A 21,743-nucleotide genomic window follows, 5' to 3' on the forward strand; every position below is an offset into this window, starting at 1 on the left:
GACGAGGAAACACAGACGCGAAAGCGCGTGGGAGTAAGGCAATCCACTGCATGGATAGCGCAATGTAGCGGGGGTTTTCGCAATTCAAGGCCGCGAGGTGATGTAAGCCGCGAATGGACGCGATCAATCTGGGCGCCATTAACCGTCGTTAATGTCGCGGGTGACGATCCGCGCCCCGCTGGACTGGCGTTTGAACAACACACGCAGCACCACCCAAGCGATCAGCGACAAGACCGCAAAGAGGGCCAGTAGCAGCGCAACATTGACGGGCGCCCAAAATGCCACGATCAGCGCCATCGCGAGCGCGCCAAGGGCAAAGCCCAAAAAGATCGAGCCGGGCAACACAAGCTCAACCACGCCAAGTGCCAGTGCCGCGCAGAGCCAAACCCACCAAAGCGCCAACCAGCCCGCCATCAACCTTTGCCTTTCAGAAGCTTAAAGGCATCGCCAAAGGCCTCTAACGCCTGCGCGGGCACGACGATCGTCTGATTACCCGACCCCTTGCCCATGGCGTTCAACGCATCGACCTGTTTCAGCGCAATCTGATATTGTGCCGCCGCCAGCCCGTTTTCGTTGATCGCGGTGGCGACCACTTGCGTTGCATAGGCTTCGGCATCGGCCAGAATGCGCCGCGCCTTGGCGGTTTGCTCTGACGCGTAAAGCTCGGCCTCGGCGGCAAGTTCCACGGCACGTTTCTTGCCCTCGGCCTCGGTCACCTGTGCGCGACGGGCGCGTTCGGCGTTCAGCTGCTGCATCATCGCGGCGCGGGTGGCTGCATCAAGGTTCACGTCCAAAATCTCGGCGCGGGTGACTTCGATGCCCCAACTGTCCACCGCGTCTTCGACGCTGGCCTTGATTGTGGTGATCAATTGGCTGCGGTTGGCCTGCACTTCGTCGAGGTCCATTTTGCCGATCTCGGCGCGGACAATCCCGGCAACGGTGGTCGAGATCGCACTGTCCACGTCGCGGATGCGGTAGACGGTCTTCTCCGGCTCGGTGATGCGGTAAAAGACCGAGGTGTCGACCTGCACCAGCACGTTGTCACGGGTGATCGCGTCTTGGCTGGCGGTAGGCAGTTGCCGCTCAAGGATCGAGATTTTATGCGCCACATTGTCGATAAAGGGCACGATCATGTTGATCCCCGGCCCCAAGACCGCGCGCAACCGGCCAAAGCGTTCGATTACGTGCTGTTCAGACTGCGGGACAATTTTGACTGATTTCAGGATCAGGATGACGACCAGCAGAGCCAGCAAAAGCCAAGCAAGATTGTTCTCCAGCAGGCCGATGAGCATGTCTTCGAAGTCCAAGGCGGTAATCCTTTAAAGGGATAATTTCGTGCAATTCCCTGTATTTTACCTTTATTGCAAGTTTCACGCCACTGGTTTATCGCCCCAGTCGCAGCCAGAGAGGGCCAGAGTATGACCAGCACCGGATTCACCAAACACGCGCAGGACGGCAAGGCACGTAGCGGCGTGATCCAGACCACGCGTGGCGAGATCCGCACGCCAGCTTTCATGCCTGTGGGCACGGCGGCGACGGTCAAGGCGATGATGCCCGAGAGTGTGGCCTCGACAGGTGCCGATATCCTGCTGGGCAATACCTACCATCTGATGCTGCGCCCCACGGCGGAGCGTATCGCCAAGCTTGGTGGGCTGCATAAATTTATGAACTGGGACAAGCCGATCCTGACCGACAGTGGCGGCTTTCAGGTGATGAGCCTTGCCGGGTTGCGCAAGCTGACCGAACGCGGTGTGACCTTCAAAAGCCACATCGACGGCTCGAAACATGAGATCACGCCCGAACGCTCAATGGAAATCCAAGAGCTGCTGGGCTCTGACATTGTCATGTGTTTCGACGAATGCCCCGCGCTGCCTGCCGACCGCGACCGTATTGCCAGCAGCATGCGCATGTCGATGCGGTGGGCCAAACGCAGCCGCGAGGCTTTCGGTGACCGTCCGGGGCATATGCTCTTTGGCATTCAGCAGGGCGGGCTAGAGCAAGACTTCCGCCAAGAGAGCGCTGAGGCGCTGCGCGAAATCGGTTTTGATGGCTATGCCGTTGGCGGCTTGGCCGTGGGCGAGGGGCAGGAGGCGATGTTCTCGACCCTCGATTTCTCGACCGACATGCTGCCCGAGGATAAGCCGCGCTATCTGATGGGCGTGGGCAAGCCCGACGACATCGTCGGCGCCGTGGCGCGGGGCATTGATATGATGGACTGCGTGTTGCCCAGCCGTTCGGGGCGCACGGGGCAGGTTTTCACCCGGATGGGCGTGCTCAACATCAAAAACGCGCGTCACATGGATGACCCGCGCCCCTTGGACGAGAATTGCAGTTGCCCGGCCTGCCAGAACTATTCGCGGGCCTATCTGCACCATGTCTTCCGCAGCCAAGAGATCATCTCGTCGATGCTGCTGACATGGCACAACCTGCAATATTACCAAGACATCATGGCGGGCATGCGGGAGGCCATCGCAGCGGGGCGCTTTACCCAATGGCAGGCGGATTTCCACGCGGGGCGTGAACAGGGCGATATCGACCCGCTGTAAGGGCAGGGCGGCGTATTCTCACGCGAAATTGTGCTAACGGTCCTTGCTGCATCGCGGCAGGGTCTTAGGTGCCCTTGCACAGTCTATCGCAAGGAAAGGCCCGAATATGACCGAGAAGCTATTTACCCCCTTCACCGCAGGCGAGATCGAAGCCGACAACCGTCTGGTTATGGCACCTCTAACCCGGAACCGGGCGGACAACGAGACTGGCGAAGTCTCGGACATGCATGTCGACTATTACCGCCAACGGGCAGGCGCAGGCATCATCATCACCGAGGCCACACAGATCAGCCCAGAGGGCAAAGGATACTTCCAGACCCCCGGCATTCATACCGAAGGGCAGGTCGCCGCATGGCGCAAGGTGACCGACGCGGTGCATTCCGAAGGGGGGCGCATTGTGATCCAACTGTGGCACGTGGGCCGGATCAGCCATACTTCGCTACAGCCCGACGGTGGCAAACCTGTCGCGCCCTCTGCCATCGCTGCTGGGGTTAAAACATTCACCGCCAATGGATTTGAAGACACCTCCGAGCCGCGCGCGCTGGAGCTGGATGAGATGCCACGTCTGGTCGCCGACTATGCCCATGCCGCCGAGATGGCCAAGAAGGCCGGTTTCGACGGGATCGAGGTGCATGCCGCCAATGGCTACCTGCTGGATCAATTCCTCAAAACCGGCAGCAACAAACGTGACGACGCCTATGGTGGCAGCGTGGCAAATCGCGCGCGGCTGCTGTTTGAAGTGCTGGATGCCGTGACAGCGGTCTGGGGTGGTGAACGTGTGGGGCTGCGGCTCTCGCCCTTCTCGCCCGCCAACGGGATCGAAGACGCCAATCCGCAAGAGACGTTCGAGTATGTCGTCAAAGGGCTGAACCGCTACAACCTGTCCTATCTGCACCTTGTCGAAGGCGCGACGGGCGGATCGCGAGAGTTGGACGAAGGTGAAAGCATTGCTGCCTTGCGCGCGCTGTTCAAAGGGCCCTACATGGCCAACAACGGCTATGACCGCGAAATGGCGATTGACGCCTTGGCTAATGACAAAGCCGATCTGATCGCCGTGGGCCGGCCTTTCATTGCCAACCCCGATCTGCCGCGCCGCTGGCAGATGAACGGGCCGCTTAACAAGGGCGATACCGATACCTACTACGGGGGCGGGCGCGAAGGCTTTACCGATTACCCGGCGCTTGAGCAGGCCAAAGCCTGACCGATCCGGGGGTGCCTGCGCGGCGCCCCCGTTAAAACAGCAAGGGGAATGGCTTAAAAACAGCCAATCCCGCGCTTGCCTCCACTTCGCCAAACCGCGATGATGGCGGCTTAAAAGCCCGCAAGGGATTGAAACAGGCGGATAGGATGCACACATATCCTGTCCAGAAAAGGGGATGTCAGAGGCCGCCTATAACAGGGGCCCGGATGTCTTGCTAAGATAAGGAATTGAGCATGTTAGAGCCACTGAACGCATCCTACCCGGTGCTTCCGCTGCGCGACATCGTCGTGTTTCCACACATGATCGTGCCGCTTTTCGTTGGCCGCGAAAAATCCGTCCGCGCCCTTGAAGAGGTGATGGCGGACGACAAACAGATTCTGCTTTCCAGCCAGATCGACCCCTCCGAGGATGATCCAGACACCGCCGGTATCTTCAAAGCGGGCGTGCTGGCCAATGTGCTGCAACTGCTGAAATTGCCCGATGGTACCGTCAAGGTGCTGGTCGAAGGTCAGGCGCGCGTGCGCATCACCGAATACCTCGACAACGACAACTTCTTTGAGGCCCGCGCCGAGTATCTGACCGAGATGCCGGGCGACGCCGCCACCACTCAAGCGCTGCTGCGCACGGTGGCGGATGAGTTTGAGCGTTACGCCAAGGTCAAGAAAAACGTCCCCGAAGAAGCGCTCGCCGCCGTGGGCGAAAGCGCCGAGCCTGCACGTCTGGCGGACCTCGTGGCTGGCCACCTCGGCATTGAGGTTGAGCAAAAGCAAGACCTGCTGGAAACGCTGAGCATTTCTGAGCGTCTGGAGAAGGTCTACGGCCTGATGCAGGGCGAAATGTCCGTGCTGCAGGTTGAGAAAAAGATCAAGACCCGCGTCAAATCCCAGATGGAGCGCACGCAGCGCGAATACTATCTGAATGAGCAGATGAAGGCCATTCAGCAGGAGTTGGGTGACGGCGAAGACGGCAAGAACGAAGTCGCTGAGCTGGAAGCCCGCGTGGCCGAGACCAAGCTGAGCAAAGAAGCCCGCGAAAAGGCCGATGCCGAGATCAAAAAGCTCAAGAACATGAGCCCGATGTCTGCCGAAGCCACTGTCGTGCGCAACTACCTCGATTGGATGCTGTCGATCCCATGGGGCGTGAAATCGCGCGTTAAGAAAGACCTCGGCAAGGCGCAAAAGGTGCTGGATGACGATCACTATGGCCTTGAGAAGGTCAAAGAGCGGATCGTCGAATACCTCGCCGTGCAGCAGCGCTCGACCAAGATGAAAGGCCCGATCATGTGCCTCGTCGGCCCTCCGGGCGTCGGCAAGACGTCTTTGGGCAAATCGGTCGCCAAGGCCACGGGGCGCGAGTTTATCCGCATTTCGCTGGGCGGCGTGCGTGACGAATCTGAGATCCGCGGCCACCGTCGGACCTATATCGGCTCTATGCCCGGCAAGATCATTCAGGCGCTGAAAAAGGCGAAAACCACGAACCCGCTTATCCTGCTTGACGAGATCGACAAGATGGGGCAGGACTTCCGTGGTGACCCCGCTTCGGCGATGCTGGAAGTGCTTGATCCCGAACAGAACGGCACCTTCGTGGACCACTATCTCGAAGTGGAATATGACCTGTCGAACGTGATGTTCCTGACCACCTCGAACAGCTACAACATGCCCGGGCCGCTTTTGGACCGGATGGAGATCATCCCGCTTTCGGGCTACACCGAAGACGAAAAGCGCGAGATCGCCAAGCAGCATTTGGTGCAAAAGCAGATCAAGAACCACGGCCTGAAAGAGAAGGAGTTCAAGATTGAGGACTCCGCTCTGACCGGCATGATCCGCTACTACACCCGCGAGGCTGGCGTGCGGAACCTTGAGCGTGAGATTGCCAAGGTGGCGCGCAAGTCGCTGACCAAGATCGTCAAGAAAGAGGCCGAGAATGTTACCGTCACTGGTGACAACCTCGAAGACTTCCTTGGTGTGCGCAAGCACCGCTACGGTCTGGCCGAGGAAAAAGACCAGATCGGTGTCGTGACCGGGCTGGCCTATACCTCCGTGGGCGGTGAATTGCTTCAGATCGAAGCGCTGCGCCTGCCGGGCAAAGGTCGGATGAAGACCACCGGCAAGCTGGGCGATGTGATGAAGGAAAGCATCGACGCGGCCAGCTCCTATGTCCGTTCGATCAGCCCACAGATTGGGGTGAAACCGCCGAAGTTCGACACGCTGGATATCCACGTGCACGTGCCCGACGGTGCCACGCCCAAAGACGGCCCCTCGGCCGGTCTGGCGATGGTGACCTCGATTGTGTCGGTGCTGACGCAGATCCCCGTGCGGCGCGACATTGCGATGACCGGCGAAGTCTCTCTGCGCGGCAATGCGATGCCCATCGGCGGGTTGAAAGAAAAGCTTCTCGCAGCCCTGCGCGGCGGCATCACCACGGTGCTGATCCCGCAGGAAAACGAGAAAGACCTGCCGGATATTCCGGACAACGTGAAAGAAGGGCTGACCATCATTCCGGTGAACCACGTATCCGAGGTGCTGGAGCATGCGCTGGTGAGCAAGCCAAAGGCGATTGAATGGGATGAAGCGGCCCAAGAGGCCGCCGAGGCCGCCGCGATAAAAGCCCGCGCTGGCGGCATGGATGCGACCACCACCCACTAAGGTTAGGTCCTTACTACAAATCAGAAACGCGCGCCTTCCGGGGCGCGCGTTTTCCGTTGAAGTGACGGGTGTGGTCGCGCCCATATTCTCGAGTGATTTTTGCGCAAACCCCTCTTGCATGCCTCGCCGCAATTGGCTACTTCGCCCCGCAAGGGTGATTAGCTCAGTGGTAGAGCGCTTCGTTCACATCGAAGATGTCAGGAGTTCAAATCTCTTATCACCCACCATTTCCTATACTCATCTGATTACATGTGGCCCGCGCGGCTGCAGCATGGGTCTGGCACTTGGCCCGCAAACTGCCCTATACCAAGCCCAAACCGGCGGAGTGAGCATGTCAGTACACCCTAAAGCCTGGCTTCCGTGCCATGGTCGAAATGGTTGGAACAGATCGCTCTGCCTGGAAGGTCAGCGCGACATGACCCGATGAGCAACTATCCGACCCTTTATATTTTGCGGCATGGAGAGACGGAGTGGAACCTCGCCAACCGGCTTCAGGGGCATTTCGATTCCCGCTTGACCGAAACGGGTCGCGCGCAGGCCGCAGCACAAAACGCGATCCTGCGGCGGTGCAATTTGTCGGGTTTTTCTGCTCTCAGCAGCCCACAAGGGCGGGCGCTCATCACAGCGCAGATCGCGCTTGATGGGCTTGGCATTGATCTGGCGACCGACGCGCAGCTTGCTGAGATCGGGATCGGAGCTTGGGCAGGCGAAAGTCGCGAGGCTTTACTCCGGCAAACCCCCGCCGCGCGTGATTCCTATGATCTTTATGAACACGCCCCCGAAGGCGAAGGATTCGCCGCCCTCTATCAGCGTTGTCGTGCCTTTCTCGACAGTTTGACCGGCCCCCATGTGCTGGTGACCCACGGCATCACCTCGCGCATGTTACGGCTTATTTTATTAGGCCGCGACCTTGCCGTGCTGCGTGATATGCAAGGCGGGCAGGGGGTTGTATTCCACCTTGAGGGCGGTCAGCAAAAAAGGCTGACATTATAGGGTTGAAGCCCGCCCCCACCTTGCGCTATGAGGGCCAAGTCGGGTCGTTAGCTCAGTTGGTAGAGCGCTTCGTTTACACCGAAGATGTCGGGAGTTCGAGCCTCTCACGACCCACCATTTCCCCTCCCGCTGCGTTTCATTTGATCGGCTGCCACAGGGGGTGTCCCGACCGACGCCCGCCCGCTTTGCGGTCAGTCTGGGTCGGGAGTTCGAGCCTCTCACGACCCACCATTTCCCCTCCCGCTGCGTTTCATTTGATCGGCTGCCACAGGGGGTGTCCCGACCGACGCCCGCCCGCTTTGCGGTCAGTCTGGGTCGGGAGTTCGAGCCTCTCACGACCCACCATTTTCCCTCTCGCTGCGTTCCATTTGATCGGCTGCCACAGGGGATGTCCCGACCGACGCCCGCCCGCTTTGCGGTCAGTCTGGGCCGGGAGTTCGAGCCTCTCACGATCCAATATGTCCTCTCGCTAAATGCGCTTGTCGCAAAGTCTCTGAGGGTATGCTCTATCTATCGCCGGAACGTGTCATTCGCGTTCTGTAGCTCGGCTATTGAGCCCTAGTCTGCTACGTATCTGATGGCTAGAACCATAAGTGATCCGCTGGCCATCTTTGCCGATGCGGGTGCCGTAGACGCTAAGGGAAGCAGCGGCGGTGAGCCTTTGTTCTTGCCGTATGGTTTGGCGTTGGAAGAAGGGCCCAACCCGCGCAATAAACGCCACAAACAGGCAATACGAAAATTTCGCATTTTCGCGCAAACCGCGCTTGACGGCAGAGCGCCCCCACCATAGAACACCCAAACGCTTCGGGGTGACCCGGAGAGTGCAGCGGGCGGTTGTAGCTCAGTTGGTTAGAGTACCGGCCTGTCACGCCGGGGGTCGCGGGTTCGAGCCCCGTCAACCGCGCCACCGCTGCCTGAAAAGGGGACCTCTTCGAGGTCCCTTTTTTCGTTTCTAACCCCTGGAAAATCTGCCGCAGAACTTCTTTTCACAAAGACGAATTTTCTCGCTCAAATACGCTTGACGCCCCCCGCCCCTTGGCCTATTCCGCCCACATCGCGCGGTTGTAGCTCAGCTGGTTAGAGTACCGGCCTGTCACGCCGGGGGTCGCGGGTTCGAGCCCCGTCAACCGCGCCACTTTATTCCTATCATCTATGATTAGATTTGCCCCTCCGGGCAGAGCGCCAGTTTGCGTAGCGTACCAATGCACACGCATGCACAGTCGCGTGTTGGGTGACCGGGCAGGCCCGATCACCCCAAATTTCAGGTCAGTGCGTCAAGGATTCGCGCCCAAGAGCGGATGCCCTTGTGAAAGCTTTCCATGTCGTATTTTTCGTTCGGTGAATGGATTTGGTCGTCGTCCTTGCCAAAGCCGATGAGCATGGGTTCGGTGCCCAAGATGCTTTGAAAATAGCCAGCAATCGGAATCGACCCGCCGCAGCCGATATAGGCCGCCGGAATCTGCCATTCATCGCTGAGCGCTTTGCGTGCAGGCTCGAACATCGGGTGACCAGTCTCGACACCTGAGGCCGGGCCAGCGCCGTGGCCGGAGAACTCCACCGTACAATCCTCGGGCAGCATCTCTCGCACCATTGTGCGGAAGCTCTCGCGGATGGCGAACGGGTCTTGTGTGCCGACAAGGCGGAAGCTGATCTTTGCGTGGGCCTGCGAGGGCAGGACGGTCTTGAACCCGTCCCCTGTATAGCCGCCCCAGATGCCGTTGACGTCACAGGTCGGGCGCGACCAGATCATCTCGAGCGGGGTGCGGTCTTGCTCGCCTGCGGGTTTGCTTAGGCCCACGTCGCCAAGGAAGGCGGCATGGTCAAAGGACAAACCCTGCCACTGCGCCTCTAGCTCTTCGGGCAGGTCAGGCACGCCATCATAGAAGCCGGGGACGGTGATGCGGCCCTCGTCGTCATGCAGGGACGCCACTACCTTGCTCAACACCCGGATCGGGTTCATCGCGATGCCGCCGAACATGCCGGAATGCAGGTCTTTATCGGGAGCCGTGATCGTCAACTCTTCGCCCAAAAGCCCGCGCAACATGGTGACGATGGCCGGCGTCTTAGATTCGAACAGCCCGGTGTCGCAGATCATCGCCACATCGGCTTTCAGTTCCTCGGCGTTTTCCTTCATGAAGGGGATCAGCGAGGGCGAGCCGGACTCCTCTTCGCCTTCAAGGAAGAAGGTGATGCGGCAGGGCCAATCGCCCTTTACTTCTTTCCACGCGCGCAGGGCTTCAAGGATGGTCATCAACTGGCCCTTGTCGTCAGCGGCCCCACGGCCCCGGATCACGCGGCCCTTGTCGGTGTCTTCAATGGCGGGATCGAACGGGTCACGGTCCCACAGGTTCAGCGGATCAACCGGCTGCACGTCGTAGTGGCCGTAAAACAGCAGGTGCGGCTTGCCTTCACCGACATGGCCCACAACCATCGGATGGCCCGGCGTGGCGCGCTTTTCGGCCTCCACACCCATGGATTTAAGATCAGCCACCAGCCAATCGGCGGCGCGGTCGCAATCGGCCTTAAAGGCCGGATCGGTTGAGATCGACGGGATGCGCAGCAGCTCTAGCAGGCGGTCTGTTGCGGCGGGCAGATCGTTGTCGATCTGGGTGAGAACATCGTCGAGGGACATGGCTTAAATTCCTTGCGCTGTGATTTCGGCGCGAAGGTATCAGGCGGGCAGGGCGTGTCCAGTGGCCGCAGGGCAGGGGCTTAGAACGTGAGCGAGAGGCGGCTGCCTTCGGGCGTGAGACTGTGATCCACCTGCGCATCCAACTGCGAGGCCGCCGCCGCCATCAAGGTCTGGCCAATGCTGTCTGGGCGCCGCTTGCCCTCGTTTTTTGAGCCGATGCCATTGTCTTTGCAGGCCAGACGGAAATGCCCATCGCGCAGCGTCAGCTCGATTTCGATATGGCCGGGGCTGGCGTCGGGGAAGCCGTGTTTGATCGAATTGGCGGCAAACTCACTGATGATGAGCCCCAAAGATGAGGCCATATTAGAGCGCAGCGTGGCTTGATCGGCGCTATAGCTGATCTGCACATGACCCGGCGCGGTTTCTTGCAAAAGGCTCACAACTTTACCAAGGTATTTGCCTGCGTCGACCTCATCACGGCCCCCGCCGGATTGCAGCTCGCCATGAAGCGTCGCCATGGCGTTGACGCGGCGCTGGATGCCGTCGAGCACATTGACCGTAGCCTTGTCATCCAATTGCCGGGCGTGCAGCCGAACCATGGCCGACAATGTCTGAAGCGAGTTTTTAATGCGGTGATCGGCCTCGCTCATCAAGACGTCTTGTTGGCGCAGGGCAAGGCGCAGGTCTAACTGCTTCATCACCTGACGGGCCAGCACTGCGACGGTCTTGCGTTGCAAGGCAGTCAGCTGTCGCGGTTTGTTGTCCAGGATGCAAAGTGTGCCGAGCGGCAGCCCATCGGGGGCCACCAGTAAGGCACCTGCATAAAAACGCAGCCCATCGCCGTCGGTGCAAAGCGGGTTATCGGCCATACGGGGGTCTTGCAGCGTGTCGGGAATTTCCACAAAGGGGGCTTCTAGAATGGCATGAGAGCAAAGCGAGGTATCAAGCGGCGTTTCCCGTGCGTTCAAGCCAACCTCGGCCTTGAACCATTGCCGGTCCTTGTCGATCAGGTTGATCACTGAAATGGGCGCGTCACAGATCTCGGCCGCCAGCTCAACGATCTCGTTAAACTCCTCCTCGCGCGGGGTATCAAGAATGTCATAACTATAGAGCGTCCGAAGCCGCTGGTCCTGCTGTGGATGTGGATTGGCGCGCAAATCAGGCCCCTTTCTGGGTTTCCCCTTGAAGACATGAAAGCGCCTGAAAAGACAAGCAGGCAAACCGCAATGGCCATCAATACGCCCATTTGCCTGCGACAGTTCGCCCCGCAGGGGCACCGGATAAAAGATTGAAGCTTTGGTCTCAAATCTGTAACCATTCTAAAAGCTGAATATGGAGGGGCCGCCTCCTGTTCGCGCCAAGAAGATGGAGACGCGCAATGGACTATAACGAGAAGCTCGACGCGGCGATTGCGCGCCTGCATGACGAAGGCCGCTACCGTACTTTCATCGACATTGAGCGCCGCAACGGCCAATTCCCCCATGCAGTCTGGACCAAGCCGGACGGCAGCCAGCAGGACATCACCGTTTGGTGCGGGAATGACTACCTCGGCATGGGGCAGAACCCTGTCGTGTTAGAGGCGATGGAAGAAGCGTTGCGCGCAACCGGCGCAGGCTCGGGCGGCACGCGCAATATTTCGGGCACGACAGTTTATCACAAAAAGCTAGAAGCTGAATTGGCCGATCTGCACGGCAAGGAAGCGGCGTTGCTGTTCACCTCCGCCTATATCGCCAACGATGCCACGCTCTCGACCTTGCCTAAACTGTTTCCGGGGCTGATCATCTATTCCGACGCGCTGAACCACGCGTCGATGATCGAAGGTGTGCGCCGCAATGGCGGGGCCAAGCGCATTTTCCGCCACAACGATCTGGACCACCTGCGCGAGTTGATGGAGGCCGATGATCCGGCCGCACCCAAGCTTATCGCATTTGAATCAATCTATTCGATGGATGGTGATTTCGGCCCGATTGAGCAGATCTGCGATCTGGCCGATGAATTTGGCGCGCTGACTTATATCGACGAAGTGCACGCGGTGGGCATGTACGGCCCACGCGGGGCAGGGGTGGCCGAACGGGACCGTTTGATGCACCGCCTCGACATTATCAACGGCACGCTGGCCAAAGCCTACGGTGTCATGGGCGGCTATATCGCAGCCTCGGCCAAGATGTGTGACGCGATCCGCTCCTATGCGCCGGGCTTCATCTTTACCACCTCATTGCCGCCTGCGGTTGCGGCGGGGGCGGCGGCCTCGGTGGCCTATCTAAAACGCGCGCCTGAGCTGCGTGAGAAGCATCAGCAGCAGGCCAAGGCATTGAAGCTGCGGCTAAAGGGATTGGGCCTGCCGATCATCGACCATGGCAGCCACATCGTTCCCGTGATGGTGGGCAACCCGGTGCACACCAAGCTTTTGTCGGACATGCTGCTTGAAGATCACGGCATCTATGTCCAGCCGATCAATTTCCCAACCGTGCCGCGCGGAACAGAGCGGCTGCGTTTTACCCCGTCGCCCGTCCATGGACCCAAAGAAATGGACGCTCTCGTCCGCGGGATGGACACACTCTGGTCTCATTGTGCGCTGAATCGTGCCGAAGCTGCCGGATAACGCAGCGCTATTCGTGTTTTGCGTTGTCTTGTGCTAGTCTTCTGTCAAGAAAAGGCTACATCCGAATCGTTGGGGCGTGTTTGGATGAAAGCTACGGGCACAATTGGGACAGGGCATATTGATGATCGGGCGTTGGGCCTCCAAATCCGCTAAGGACGAGACAGTCGAACCCAAAGGGTTCGATGCATTCGAATTGCGGTTGGGGGATGTCATGCGTGGCGAACGCGCGACACTTGGTAAATCCCTGCTCGACGTACAGCGTGAACTTCGCATCAAAGCTTCCTATATTGCTGCCATTGAAAACTGCGATCCCGGTGCCTTTGACACGCCTGGGTTTATCGCGGGCTACGTGCGGTCCTATGCGCGCTACCTCAACATGGACCCCGATCGGGCCTTTACCGCCTTTTGCAAAGAATCCGGCTTTGCCGTTGCCCATGGCATGTCTGCCGAAGCCTCTGTCGTCAAAAAGCCCAGCTTTGAGGAACGGCGTAAGTCCGTGAAAGAAGACGACCTTTTTGCGCGGCCCAACACGCCCTTCGTGCCCACGGGTGACGGTCTTCTCAGCCGGATTGAGCCGGGTGCCGTAGGCTCCTCGATGGTGTTGATCGCGCTGATCTCGGCGATCGGATTTGGTGGCTGGACGGTGTTAAAAGAGGTGCAGCGTGTGCAGGTCGCACCGGTGGACCAAACGCCAATCGTTCTTTCTGACCTTGATCCGCTGGACGGCGCACTGGCCCGCGCGCCTGATACGGACGATGATTCCGCCGCCCCGCAAAGCGTTGAAAGCCCCCGCTCTGATGCGCTCGACCGGCTTTACCGTCCGCAGGCGCTGGACGTGCCTGTTCTAGTCGCCCGTGATGCGCCTATCGCATCTATCGATCCGCGCTCAGTCAGTAATTTCCCAACCCCCGACCGCCCCGAGCCGAGCGGTCAAGCCGCTGCCGTTGCAGAGAATGACACCATAAATAATGCCATTGACGAAGCCTTGATGCTTGCCAATGCCGACACCGACCTGCCCAAACCACAAGTGGTGGAGCCTTTGGGCGAAAAGGTCCGGATGGTTGCAGCCTACCCATCATGGGTGCGGGTGCGCGCAGCGGATGGGACTGTGATTTTCGAAGGCGTGATGAACAAGGGTGACACTTGGGATGTCCCGGTCACCGAAGAGCCGCCAACCCTGCGCACTGGCGAATCCGGCGCGCTCTATTTTGCTATGGCCGATGGCTGCTTTGGCCCCGTTGGCGCGCGTGGCGCTGTGACCTCCAACGTGGCACTTCAGGCGCAAGCACTGGCTGACCGTTACCAACCGGTTGATCCCACGGCAGAACAGTCGCTCAGCCGGATGTTCGCAGATTTGGAAGGCTCGCTTGATCCATCTGTACTGGCCGCGATGCCCTGCCAGGGGCAATAACCTCCCAACTTCCGCTTCCCATTGCACATGCGACCCCGCCTGGCTAGGTAGGGGCTACTGCTCTCGATTTCGCGAAAGGTGTCATCATGTCGCTTCATTCCATTCGCCCCTGGCGCGATATTCCGCGTCGCAAATCCCGGCAGATCATGGTGGGCAATGTGCCTGTCGGGGGCGACGCGCCGATCACCGTGCAGACGATGACCAATACGTTGACCACTGACGTGGCAGGAACCATCGCGCAGGTGCAGGCCGCGGCCGATGCAGGTGCGGATATTGTCCGGATTTCCGTCCCGGATGAGGCGTCTTCAAAGGCGCTGCGCGAGATCGTGCGCGAAGTCACTGTGCCAATCGTGGCAGACATCCACTTCCACTACAAACGCGGGATCGAAGCCGCCGAGGCTGGCGCCGCATGTCTGCGGATCAACCCCGGTAACATTGGCGACGAAAAGCGCGTGCGCGAGGTCATCAAAGCCGCGCGTGACCACAATTGTTCAATCCGCATCGGCGTGAATGCGGGCTCTCTTGAGCGGCATCTGTTAGAGAAATACGGTGAGCCATGTCCCGACGCGATGGTCGAAAGCGGGTTGGATCACATCAAAATTCTGCAAGATAACGACTTTCACGAATTCAAAATCTCTTGCAAAGCGTCTGACGTTTTTATGGCCGCCGCTGCCTACCAGCAGCTCGCCGACGCCACCGACGCCCCCATCCACCTTGGCATTACAGAGGCGGGTGGGCTGATGTCGGGCACGATCAAGTCGGCCATCGGGCTGGGTAATCTGCTGTGGAGCGGCATCGGCGATACGATCCGCGTCTCCCTGTCGGCTGACCCTGTCGAAGAGGTGAAGGTTGGTTACGAAATTCTCAAATCGCTCGGTCTGCGCCACCGCGGCGTGAACATCATTTCTTGCCCCTCCTGCGCGCGGCAGGGGTTTGATGTGATCAAGACCGTCGAGGCGTTGGAAAAGCGGCTGGAGCATATCAAGACGCCCATGAGCCTCAGTATCATTGGCTGTGTGGTGAATGGCCCCGGCGAAGCGCTGATGACTGACGTGGGCTTCACCGGCGGGGGGGCTGGCTCCGGCATGGTCTATCTCGCGGGCAAGCAGAGCCATAAACTCGGCAATGAAGGCATGATCGACCATATCGTTGAACAGGTCGAAGAACGCGCCGCTGTGCTTGAGGCGGAAGAGGCAAAAACTGCTGCAGAATAGTGGGTTATGCCATCCTCTTAATGCAGCGCCTTAACTCAACGGGTCAGGTAGCGCGCTAAGACGACAGCTGGCATATGCCCCTTAAGCACCATGTCAGGCAGGACATAGAAGGGGGCTTCGCTCAATCCAAGGGCCTTGGCCCATTCGGCTGCTTGTGGCGCGCTGAGGTCGTGCAAGATGAAGGTGGTCCCGTAACGCATTGATAATCCTTTTAGTTCACTGATTGCCGCTGTGCAAGTGCTGCAATCGGGTGAGGTGAACAGCGCTACCGCATGACCTTCCAACAGGTTGGGAGCCAGCCGTTCAAGCAAGCTGAGATCATCTTGAATGTATTGCTGCATTTCCGACTGCGCAGGCTGCGGTCCCGCCAGCGCGTCTGCAATCACATCCCCACTGGCCAATATTGCCGCGCGCAACTCGGCATCTAATGCAGCGCGCTCGGTTGGGCCAAGCGCGCTGAAGTCATTTGCTTTGGCGGGCATGGCCAGCGCGAGCGCGGCCAACACCGCAATTGCGCGCAATTTAACCGCGCTTTTCTTCCACGAGTGCCATCATTTGATCGTAAGGCAGGTAGCCGCGCAGCATTTCATCCTGCATAACGAACGTAGGCGTCCCGGTGATCTGTAGCTTTTCCGCCAGCGCGCGGGTCGTGGCGATCTCTTGGGCGACTGCGTCGCTGCCCATTTCAGCCTCAATCGCCGCGACATCCAGATCAAAGCTTTCGCCCAAGCGGCGCAGGGCGGGCATGGAAACCTCGCCATTGAAGGCCATCAGCGCATCGTTCAGCTGCTTGTATGCGTCACCGCCCGCAACCTGTTTGGTCGCCACGGCAAAGCGCGAGGCCAGCATAGATTGCTCACCCAAGATCGGAAATTCTTTGACGATCAGCTTGATATTGCCATCAGTTTCCAAAAGCTTGGCCACTTCGCCATGGGCGCGTTTGCAATAGCCACAGCGGTAATCAAGGAATTCGACTAACGTGATATCGCCATCCGGGTTGCCACCAACCCAAGAATAGCCGTCGTCAAAAATTGCGTCTGCATTGGCGCTAACAAGGTCGAAATCCGCCTGCATTTGCGCTTGGGCCTGATTGTTCTGCATCTGCTCTACCGCTTGCAGGATCACCTCGGGGTTTTCCATCAAATAGGCACGGACCTCGGCCCGGAACTGGGCGCGTTCGGCGTCGGTCAATTCGGTCAGGTCCATCGCGCCAGCAGGGGCGGCGAGGGCCAGCGCGCTGGCAAAGGCGGGGGCGATGAGGCGGGTGAACATGGGCGGTCCTTTCGGTAAAGCTGCGAAATAGGGGCCAAGGGTTGACGCCCGGCATCAGGCACGGTGAAAGCATATGCCGAGAGTAGGAGCAAGCCCATGCGCAATTCAACAAGGTCCGCCGTCGATCCCTTTATCGTGATGGACGTGATGCAGGCCGCAACCGCCGCCGAAGAAGCAGGCCGCCACATCATTCACATGGAGGTCGGCCAGCCGGGCACAGGTGCGCCAAAGGGGGCTGCCGAGGCGCTGACCAAGGCGATGGGAGAGGGCGCGCTTGGCTATACCGTGGCGCTTGGGTTGCCTGCGCTGCGCAAGCGCATCGCGCAAATGTATGGCGAATGGTATAACGTCGATCTGGACCCGGCGCGGGTGGTCATCACGCCCGGCTCTTCGGGCGGTTTCCTGCTGGCGTTCACCGCGTTGTTCGATTCCGGTGATCGGGTCGGCATCGGCGCGCCGGGCTATCCGAGCTACCGCCAAATTCTGCGCGCCTTGGGGATGCAGCCGGTCGATCTGCCCGCTGCGCCCGAAAGCCGCTACCAGCCCGTCGCGGCGGACTTCGCGGGCGAAGACCTGCGCGGGTTGTTGGTGGCCTCGCCTGCCAACCCCTCGGGCACGATGCTCGACAAGCCTGCGCTGAATGCGCTGACCGACGCCTGTGCGGCCAATGAAATGTCCTTCATCTCGGACGAGATTTATCACGGCATCGAATATGACAAGAAGGCCGTGACCGCGCTTGAGGTCACCGACGACTGCTATGTCGTCAACTCCTTCTCCAAGTATTTCTCAATGACCGGCTGGCGCGTCGGCTGGATGGTGGTGCCCGAAGATCAGGAGCGCGTGGTTGAGCGGATCGCCCAAAACATGTTCATTTGCGCGCCCCATGCCAGCCAAATTGCCGCGCTGGCGGCAATGGATTGTGATGATGAATTGCAGGCCAACCTTGCCGTCTATCGCCGCAACCGCGATTTGATGATCGACGGGCTGAAGGAGGCGGGTTTCACCGACATCGCGCCGCCGGATGGGGCGTTCTACGTCTATGCCGATGTATCACGCTTTACGGATGACAGCCGCGCCTTCGCCGCAGAGATCCTCGACAAGGCAGGCGTTGCCGTGACCCCCGGCCTCGATTTTGACCCGGCGCGGGGGCATAAGACGCTGCGCTTTTCCTATGCGCGCAGCACATCGGATATGGAAGAGGGCATCGCCCGGCTCAAAGCTTTCATGGCCGCACGCTGAGCGCTGGTTTGCACGCGCGGCAACTGGTAGAAGACCGAAAAAGAGCAGGGTGATAAAACATGCGGGCAGTTCTAAAGGGTCTGGCAGTGGCGCTGGCCTGTGCAGCGCCGGGCGGGCTAGCGGCGCAGGAATTGACCGCGTTGGCACGGGTCGATCCGGTGGAGAGCACCGTGAAAGACGGTTGGTTCGGCAAGACTGACCTAACCGTGGCGCTAAGCCAAGGCGTGCCTTTCCGCGTTTTCCTGCTGGACGACCCCGCGCGGCTAATCGTTGACTTCCGTGAGGCGGACTGGAGTGAGGTGGCGCGCGGCGATCTATTGGCCAAACCCGGTCGCATCTCTGCCCTGCGGTATGGCGCGTTTCAACCCGGTTGGTCGCGGCTGGTCGCCGATTTGGCCGAGCCGATGGTGCCCGCAGAAATCGGCATGCCGGTTGACGCCGCCAGCGGTAAGGCACGGCTTGAGATCACGCTGGAATCTGTCGACGCCGAGGTCTTTGCCAAAGCCGCGGGTGTGCCCATTGACCCCGATTGGACGACCGCACTCACCGCGCCGCCGAAACCCCCGGTTGCGGGCAAAGACATCTTCACCGTCGTGCTGGACCCCGGTCATGGGGGGATCGACCCCGGTGCACAGCGCGAGGGGCTGGATGAAAAAGACCTGATGCTGAATTTCGCCCGCGACCTGCGTGATGCGCTGCGCCGTAAGGGGGTGGATGTGCTGCTGACACGTGACGATGATCTCTTTGTCGCGCTGGAACACCGGGTTGCGATTGCCCATCAGGCCGAGGCCGACCTTTTCATCTCGCTCCACGCGGATAGCCTGTCGCAGGGCGGGGCAAGCGGGGCCACGGTCTATACCCTCTCAGACGATGCCAGCGATGTGGCCACCGAACATCTAGCCGCGCGGCACGACCGGTCTGACATTATCGCAGGCGCTGATCTGACGGGGTCTGACGACCAAGTGGCGGGGATCCTGCTCGATCTTGCGCGCCAAGAAACTGAGCCACGCTCAGAAGCCTTGGCCAAAGTGTTGGTCGAAGGCATGCGCGGGGCAGGTGGGCCGATGAACGGTCGACCGCTGCGGCGCGCCGGGTTCTCTGTGCTGAAATCTGCGGATATTCCATCGGTTCTGGTCGAGGTGGGGTTTCTGAGCTCCACGCGGGATTTAACCAATCTGCGCGATCCGGTTTGGCGCGCGTCGATGGTAAGCGCCATGGCCGATGCGATTGTTACATGGCGCGATCAGGATGCGGCACTCAAGCCCTTGATCAGAAAGTAAAATCGCGAAAGGTTGCCGGTTTGCCAATGGGCGGACATTCGCCCCCCGCTGGCGGCCATGTGTTTTGACCCGAGCCGGTGCTTCCTGTATAGGCTCGGAACTGTCCCTAGCCAATGGTGGTCCGCGCGCGTGTTTCGATTTGTCATGTCCTTTTTCGGGGGTATTTTTACCACCCTAACCCTGAGCGTCGGCATGGTGGCTTTGACCATCGGCGCGGTGTTCTGGATGTATGGCCGGGATCTGCCCAGCCACGAGTCGCTGGCGCAATATACGCCGCCAACGATCAGCCGGATCTATTCGGGTCAGGGCCGTTTGATTGACGAATTCGCTAAAGAACGCCGCCTTTTCGCGCCAGCGAACACCATCCCCGATCTGGTGAAACAGGCGTTCATCTCGGCGGAAGACAAGAATTTCTACACCCACGAAGGCTACGATTTGCGCGGCATTGGCGCGGCTGCGGTGGACGCGGTGAAATCCCGTGGGCGCGACGTGCGCGGCGCGTCGACCATCACCCAGCAGGTGATGAAGAACTTCCTGCTGTCCGGCGATCGGCGGGCAGAGCGTAAAATCAAGGAAATCATCCTTGCCACCCGGATCGAAGAGACGCTGAGCAAAGAGAAGATCCTTGAGCTGTATCTCAACGAGATTTTCCTCGGCCAGAACTCCTATGGCGTGGCCGCCGCCAGCCAGACCTATTTCAACAAAACGCTGAGCGAATTGGACCCGCATGAGGCGGCCTTCCTTGCCTCGCTGCCCAAGGCGCCGTCGGATTATCACCCGGTGCGCCGTAAGGATCGGCTGCTGGCCCGGCGGAACTTCGTGCTGCGCGAGATGAAAGAAAACGGCTATATCTCTGAGGCGGTCTATGAAACCGAAGTCGCACTGCCGCTGCGCTCGGTCCAGAATGGCGACTTCGGAAGCTTTAAAGCCGAACTGCCGCCGCGCGATTACTTCACTGATGAAATCCGCCGCCAGCTGAGCGAGGATTTCGGCGAGGGTGAGTTCTTTACCGGCGGTCTGACCGTACGGGCAACCATCGACAACGAAATGCAGCCCATCGCCGCCAACGCACTGCGCGGGCAGCTAGAGCAATATGACCGCGGGCAGGGCATCTGGCGCGGCACGCGGTTTGACATCCCAGCCGAGCAGTTGACCAGCGAAGAGAAATGGCGCGCCGCCCTCGCGGACCTGCGGGTGCCGCGTGATATTGATCTGGAAAACCAATGGTATCCGGCGGTGGTGCTTGAGGTCGGGGCGAGCGACGCCCGGATCGGTATCGAAGGGGTCGACGAAGACGAAGACGGTCACTGGATCCCCGCCAAAGACGTGCAATGGGCGCGCAAGCGGCTGGACGACGGCAAACTTGGGCCCAAAGCTCAGGTTGCCGGTGATCTGCTTGAGGTGGGCGAAGTGGTGTTGGTGCGCCGCATGACCGCTGACAGCGACGGATCATTCATCCGCTGGACCCTGCGACAGGTGCCAGAAGTGCAGGGCGGCTTCGTAGCGATGGATGTGCACACCGGACGTGTGATCGCGATGCAGGGCGGGTTCTCCTATCAGGCGAGCGTATTCAACCGCTCAACGCAAGCGAAACGCCAGCCGGGGTCGAGCTTTAAACCCTTTGTCTATGCCTCAGCGCTCGACAGTGGCTACAGCCCCGCGACCATCGTCGTGGACGCGCCGATTGAAATTGACACGCCGCAAGGTGTTTGGCGCCCGCAGAACGCATCGCATAAGTTCTACGGCCCCACGCCGCTGCGGACCGGGATTGAACAGTCGCGCAACCTGATGACCATCCGTTTGGCCCAAGAGGTCGGCATGGATGTCGTCGGCAGCTATGCGGAGCGTTTCGGCGTCTATGACGATTTGGCGCCTTTGCTGTCCAACGCACTCGGCAGTCAGGAAACCACGCTTTATCAAATGGTGTCGGCCTATGCGATGTTCGCCAATGGTGGCGAGCGGGTGCAGCCCACATTGGTAGACCGGGTGCAGGACCGCTATGGCCGCACCGTTTATCAACATGACCAGCGCAAGTGCTACGACTGCGAGCAAATAAACCTCGCGCCCGGCGAAGCACCACGGATTATTTCTAATCGTGAGCGGGTCATGGATCCGGTAACAGCCTACCAGCTGACCTCCATGATGCGGGGCGTGGTTGAGCGCGGCACGGCGCGTAACGCCATCAATCTACCCGTACCGATCGCCGGCAAAACCGGCACTACAAACGACGAAAAAGACGCTTGGTTCGTGGGCTTTTCGTCGAATGTCGTGGCGGGCTGCTACATTGGCTATGACACGCCGCGCCCGATGGGTCGGGGTGCCGGCGGTGGCAGGCTTTGTGCGCCGGTCTTTCAAAACTTCATGAGCCAAGCGATCAAGAAATACGGTGGTGGTGACTTCAAAGTCCCCGAGCAGTGCCGCTTTATTAAGATCGACCGTTTCACCGGCGCACGTCTGAGCGACAGCGCCTCGGGCGGCAATGTGGTTTCTGAATGTTTCCGCGACGGCGAAGAGCCCCTGTTCGGCATTTCCTTCGATGGGGGCTTTGCCATGGGCGCTGATCTGCCACTGGTCGAGGAACTGGGCGGCGCTGCGGCATCATCTTCGCGTCAGGTCACCACATCGACTGGCAAGAAGGCAACCGTTGGTCCTAAAGCGAGCTTTGGTACGCTGAGCTCGGGCGGTCTTTACTAACCTTTCATCCTGCG

16 protein-coding genes and 4 tRNA genes are annotated in these 21,743 nt (G+C 59.7%); 14 read left to right on the plus strand and 6 right to left on the minus strand.

The features are described from left to right. Nucleotides 1-138: 138 nt before the first annotated feature. Together DSM14862_RS06080 and DSM14862_RS06085 are read right to left on the minus strand one after the other, a co-directional pair. Nucleotides 139-414, minus strand: a complete 276-nt coding sequence (locus tag DSM14862_RS06080) for an NfeD family protein (protein WP_007120321.1) — start codon at nucleotides 412-414, stop codon at nucleotides 139-141. After that, nucleotides 414-1,292 carry an SPFH domain-containing protein gene (locus tag DSM14862_RS06085; protein WP_040701502.1) on the minus strand — a complete coding sequence of 293 codons (879 nt, stop codon included), beginning with the start codon at nucleotides 1,290-1,292 and terminating at the stop codon, nucleotides 414-416. The genes DSM14862_RS06080 and DSM14862_RS06085 overlap by 1 nt, the downstream gene beginning before the upstream one ends. A 126-nt stretch (nucleotides 1,293-1,418) precedes the next feature. Here DSM14862_RS06085 and tgt point away from each other — a divergent pair, with 126 nt between their 5' ends. The 8 genes from tgt (at nucleotide 1,419) to DSM14862_RS06125 (ending at nucleotide 8,520) form a co-directional block, all read left to right on the plus strand. After that, entirely contained in the window at nucleotides 1,419-2,546 is a 1,128-nt protein-coding gene (tgt, locus tag DSM14862_RS06090) for a tRNA guanosine(34) transglycosylase Tgt (protein WP_007120323.1), read from the plus strand. A 106-nt stretch (nucleotides 2,547-2,652) separates the two neighbouring features. Next, nucleotides 2,653-3,747, plus strand: coding sequence for an alkene reductase (locus DSM14862_RS06095; RefSeq protein ID WP_007120324.1), 1,095 nt, complete (start codon nucleotides 2,653-2,655; stop codon nucleotides 3,745-3,747). A gap of 233 nt (nucleotides 3,748-3,980) precedes the next feature. Continuing rightward, entirely contained in the window at nucleotides 3,981-6,392 is a 2,412-nt protein-coding gene (gene lon, locus DSM14862_RS06100; protein ID WP_007120325.1) for an endopeptidase La, read from the plus strand. A gap of 152 nt (nucleotides 6,393-6,544) precedes the next feature. Then, a tRNA-Val gene (locus DSM14862_RS06105) sits at nucleotides 6,545-6,619 on the plus strand. Between the two features lie 196 nt (nucleotides 6,620-6,815). Continuing rightward, nucleotides 6,816-7,385: a histidine phosphatase family protein gene (locus DSM14862_RS06110; protein WP_007120326.1), complete on the plus strand. Its 570-nt coding sequence runs from the start codon at nucleotides 6,816-6,818 to the stop codon at nucleotides 7,383-7,385. Between the two features lie 41 nt (nucleotides 7,386-7,426). Then, nucleotides 7,427-7,502: transfer RNA gene (locus tag DSM14862_RS06115), tRNA-Val, on the plus strand. Between the two features lie 713 nt (nucleotides 7,503-8,215). Then, nucleotides 8,216-8,292, plus strand: a tRNA-Asp gene (locus DSM14862_RS06120). Between the two features lie 151 nt (nucleotides 8,293-8,443). Then, nucleotides 8,444-8,520, plus strand: a tRNA-Asp gene (locus DSM14862_RS06125). Nucleotides 8,521-8,646: 126 nt separating this feature from the next. Here the strand turns inward: DSM14862_RS06125 and DSM14862_RS06130 are convergent. Together DSM14862_RS06130 and DSM14862_RS06135 are read right to left on the minus strand one after the other, a co-directional pair. Next, entirely contained in the window at nucleotides 8,647-10,017 is a 1,371-nt protein-coding gene (locus DSM14862_RS06130) for a M20/M25/M40 family metallo-hydrolase (RefSeq protein WP_007120327.1), read from the minus strand. 80 nt (nucleotides 10,018-10,097) lie between these two features. After that, complete coding sequence (locus tag DSM14862_RS06135; RefSeq protein ID WP_007120328.1) at nucleotides 10,098-11,174, minus strand: sensor histidine kinase; 1,077 nt, start codon at nucleotides 11,172-11,174, stop codon at nucleotides 10,098-10,100. Between the two features lie 221 nt (nucleotides 11,175-11,395). Here DSM14862_RS06135 and hemA point away from each other — a divergent pair, with 221 nt between their 5' ends. The 3 genes from hemA to ispG all read left to right on the plus strand — a co-directional run bounded on the left by hemA (nucleotide 11,396) and on the right by ispG (nucleotide 15,244). Further along, complete coding sequence (gene hemA, locus DSM14862_RS06140; RefSeq protein ID WP_007120329.1) at nucleotides 11,396-12,619, plus strand: 5-aminolevulinate synthase; 1,224 nt, start codon at nucleotides 11,396-11,398, stop codon at nucleotides 12,617-12,619. Between the two features lie 121 nt (nucleotides 12,620-12,740). Beyond that, the gene (locus tag DSM14862_RS06145; RefSeq protein WP_007120330.1) at nucleotides 12,741-14,030 is read left to right on the plus strand and encodes a helix-turn-helix domain-containing protein; all 1,290 of its coding nucleotides are present in this window, start codon (nucleotides 12,741-12,743) and stop codon (nucleotides 14,028-14,030) included. Nucleotides 14,031-14,116: 86 nt separating this feature from the next. Then, nucleotides 14,117-15,244 carry a flavodoxin-dependent (E)-4-hydroxy-3-methylbut-2-enyl-diphosphate synthase gene (ispG, locus tag DSM14862_RS06150; RefSeq protein ID WP_007120331.1) on the plus strand — a complete coding sequence of 376 codons (1,128 nt, stop codon included), beginning with the start codon at nucleotides 14,117-14,119 and terminating at the stop codon, nucleotides 15,242-15,244. 35 nt (nucleotides 15,245-15,279) lie between these two features. Here ispG and DSM14862_RS06155 read toward each other — a convergent pair whose 3' ends face one another. Together DSM14862_RS06155 and DSM14862_RS06160 are read right to left on the minus strand one after the other, a co-directional pair. Beyond that, nucleotides 15,280-15,765, minus strand: a complete 486-nt coding sequence (locus DSM14862_RS06155; protein ID WP_007120332.1) for a thioredoxin domain-containing protein — start codon at nucleotides 15,763-15,765, stop codon at nucleotides 15,280-15,282. Nucleotide 15,766: 1 nt separating this feature from the next. Beyond that, nucleotides 15,767-16,516 (minus strand): DsbA family protein, encoded by a 750-nt coding sequence (locus DSM14862_RS06160; protein ID WP_007120333.1) that lies wholly within the window; start codon nucleotides 16,514-16,516, stop codon nucleotides 15,767-15,769. 96 nt (nucleotides 16,517-16,612) lie between these two features. Between DSM14862_RS06160 and DSM14862_RS06165 the strand changes: the two genes are divergently transcribed. From DSM14862_RS06165 to DSM14862_RS06175, 3 genes are all read left to right on the plus strand, one after another. Then, nucleotides 16,613-17,755 (plus strand): pyridoxal phosphate-dependent aminotransferase, encoded by a 1,143-nt coding sequence (locus DSM14862_RS06165; protein ID WP_007120334.1) that lies wholly within the window; start codon nucleotides 16,613-16,615, stop codon nucleotides 17,753-17,755. A gap of 59 nt (nucleotides 17,756-17,814) precedes the next feature. Beyond that, nucleotides 17,815-19,035: an N-acetylmuramoyl-L-alanine amidase gene (locus tag DSM14862_RS06170; protein WP_007120335.1), complete on the plus strand. Its 1,221-nt coding sequence runs from the start codon at nucleotides 17,815-17,817 to the stop codon at nucleotides 19,033-19,035. A gap of 129 nt (nucleotides 19,036-19,164) precedes the next feature. Next, the gene (locus tag DSM14862_RS06175) at nucleotides 19,165-21,729 is read left to right on the plus strand and encodes a penicillin-binding protein 1A (protein WP_040701457.1); all 2,565 of its coding nucleotides are present in this window, start codon (nucleotides 19,165-19,167) and stop codon (nucleotides 21,727-21,729) included. Nucleotides 21,730-21,743 lie beyond the last annotated feature (14 nt).

It is taken from the genome of Sulfitobacter indolifex (assembly GCF_022788655.1).
Taxonomy (GTDB): Bacteria; Pseudomonadota; Alphaproteobacteria; order Rhodobacterales; family Rhodobacteraceae; genus Sulfitobacter; species Sulfitobacter indolifex.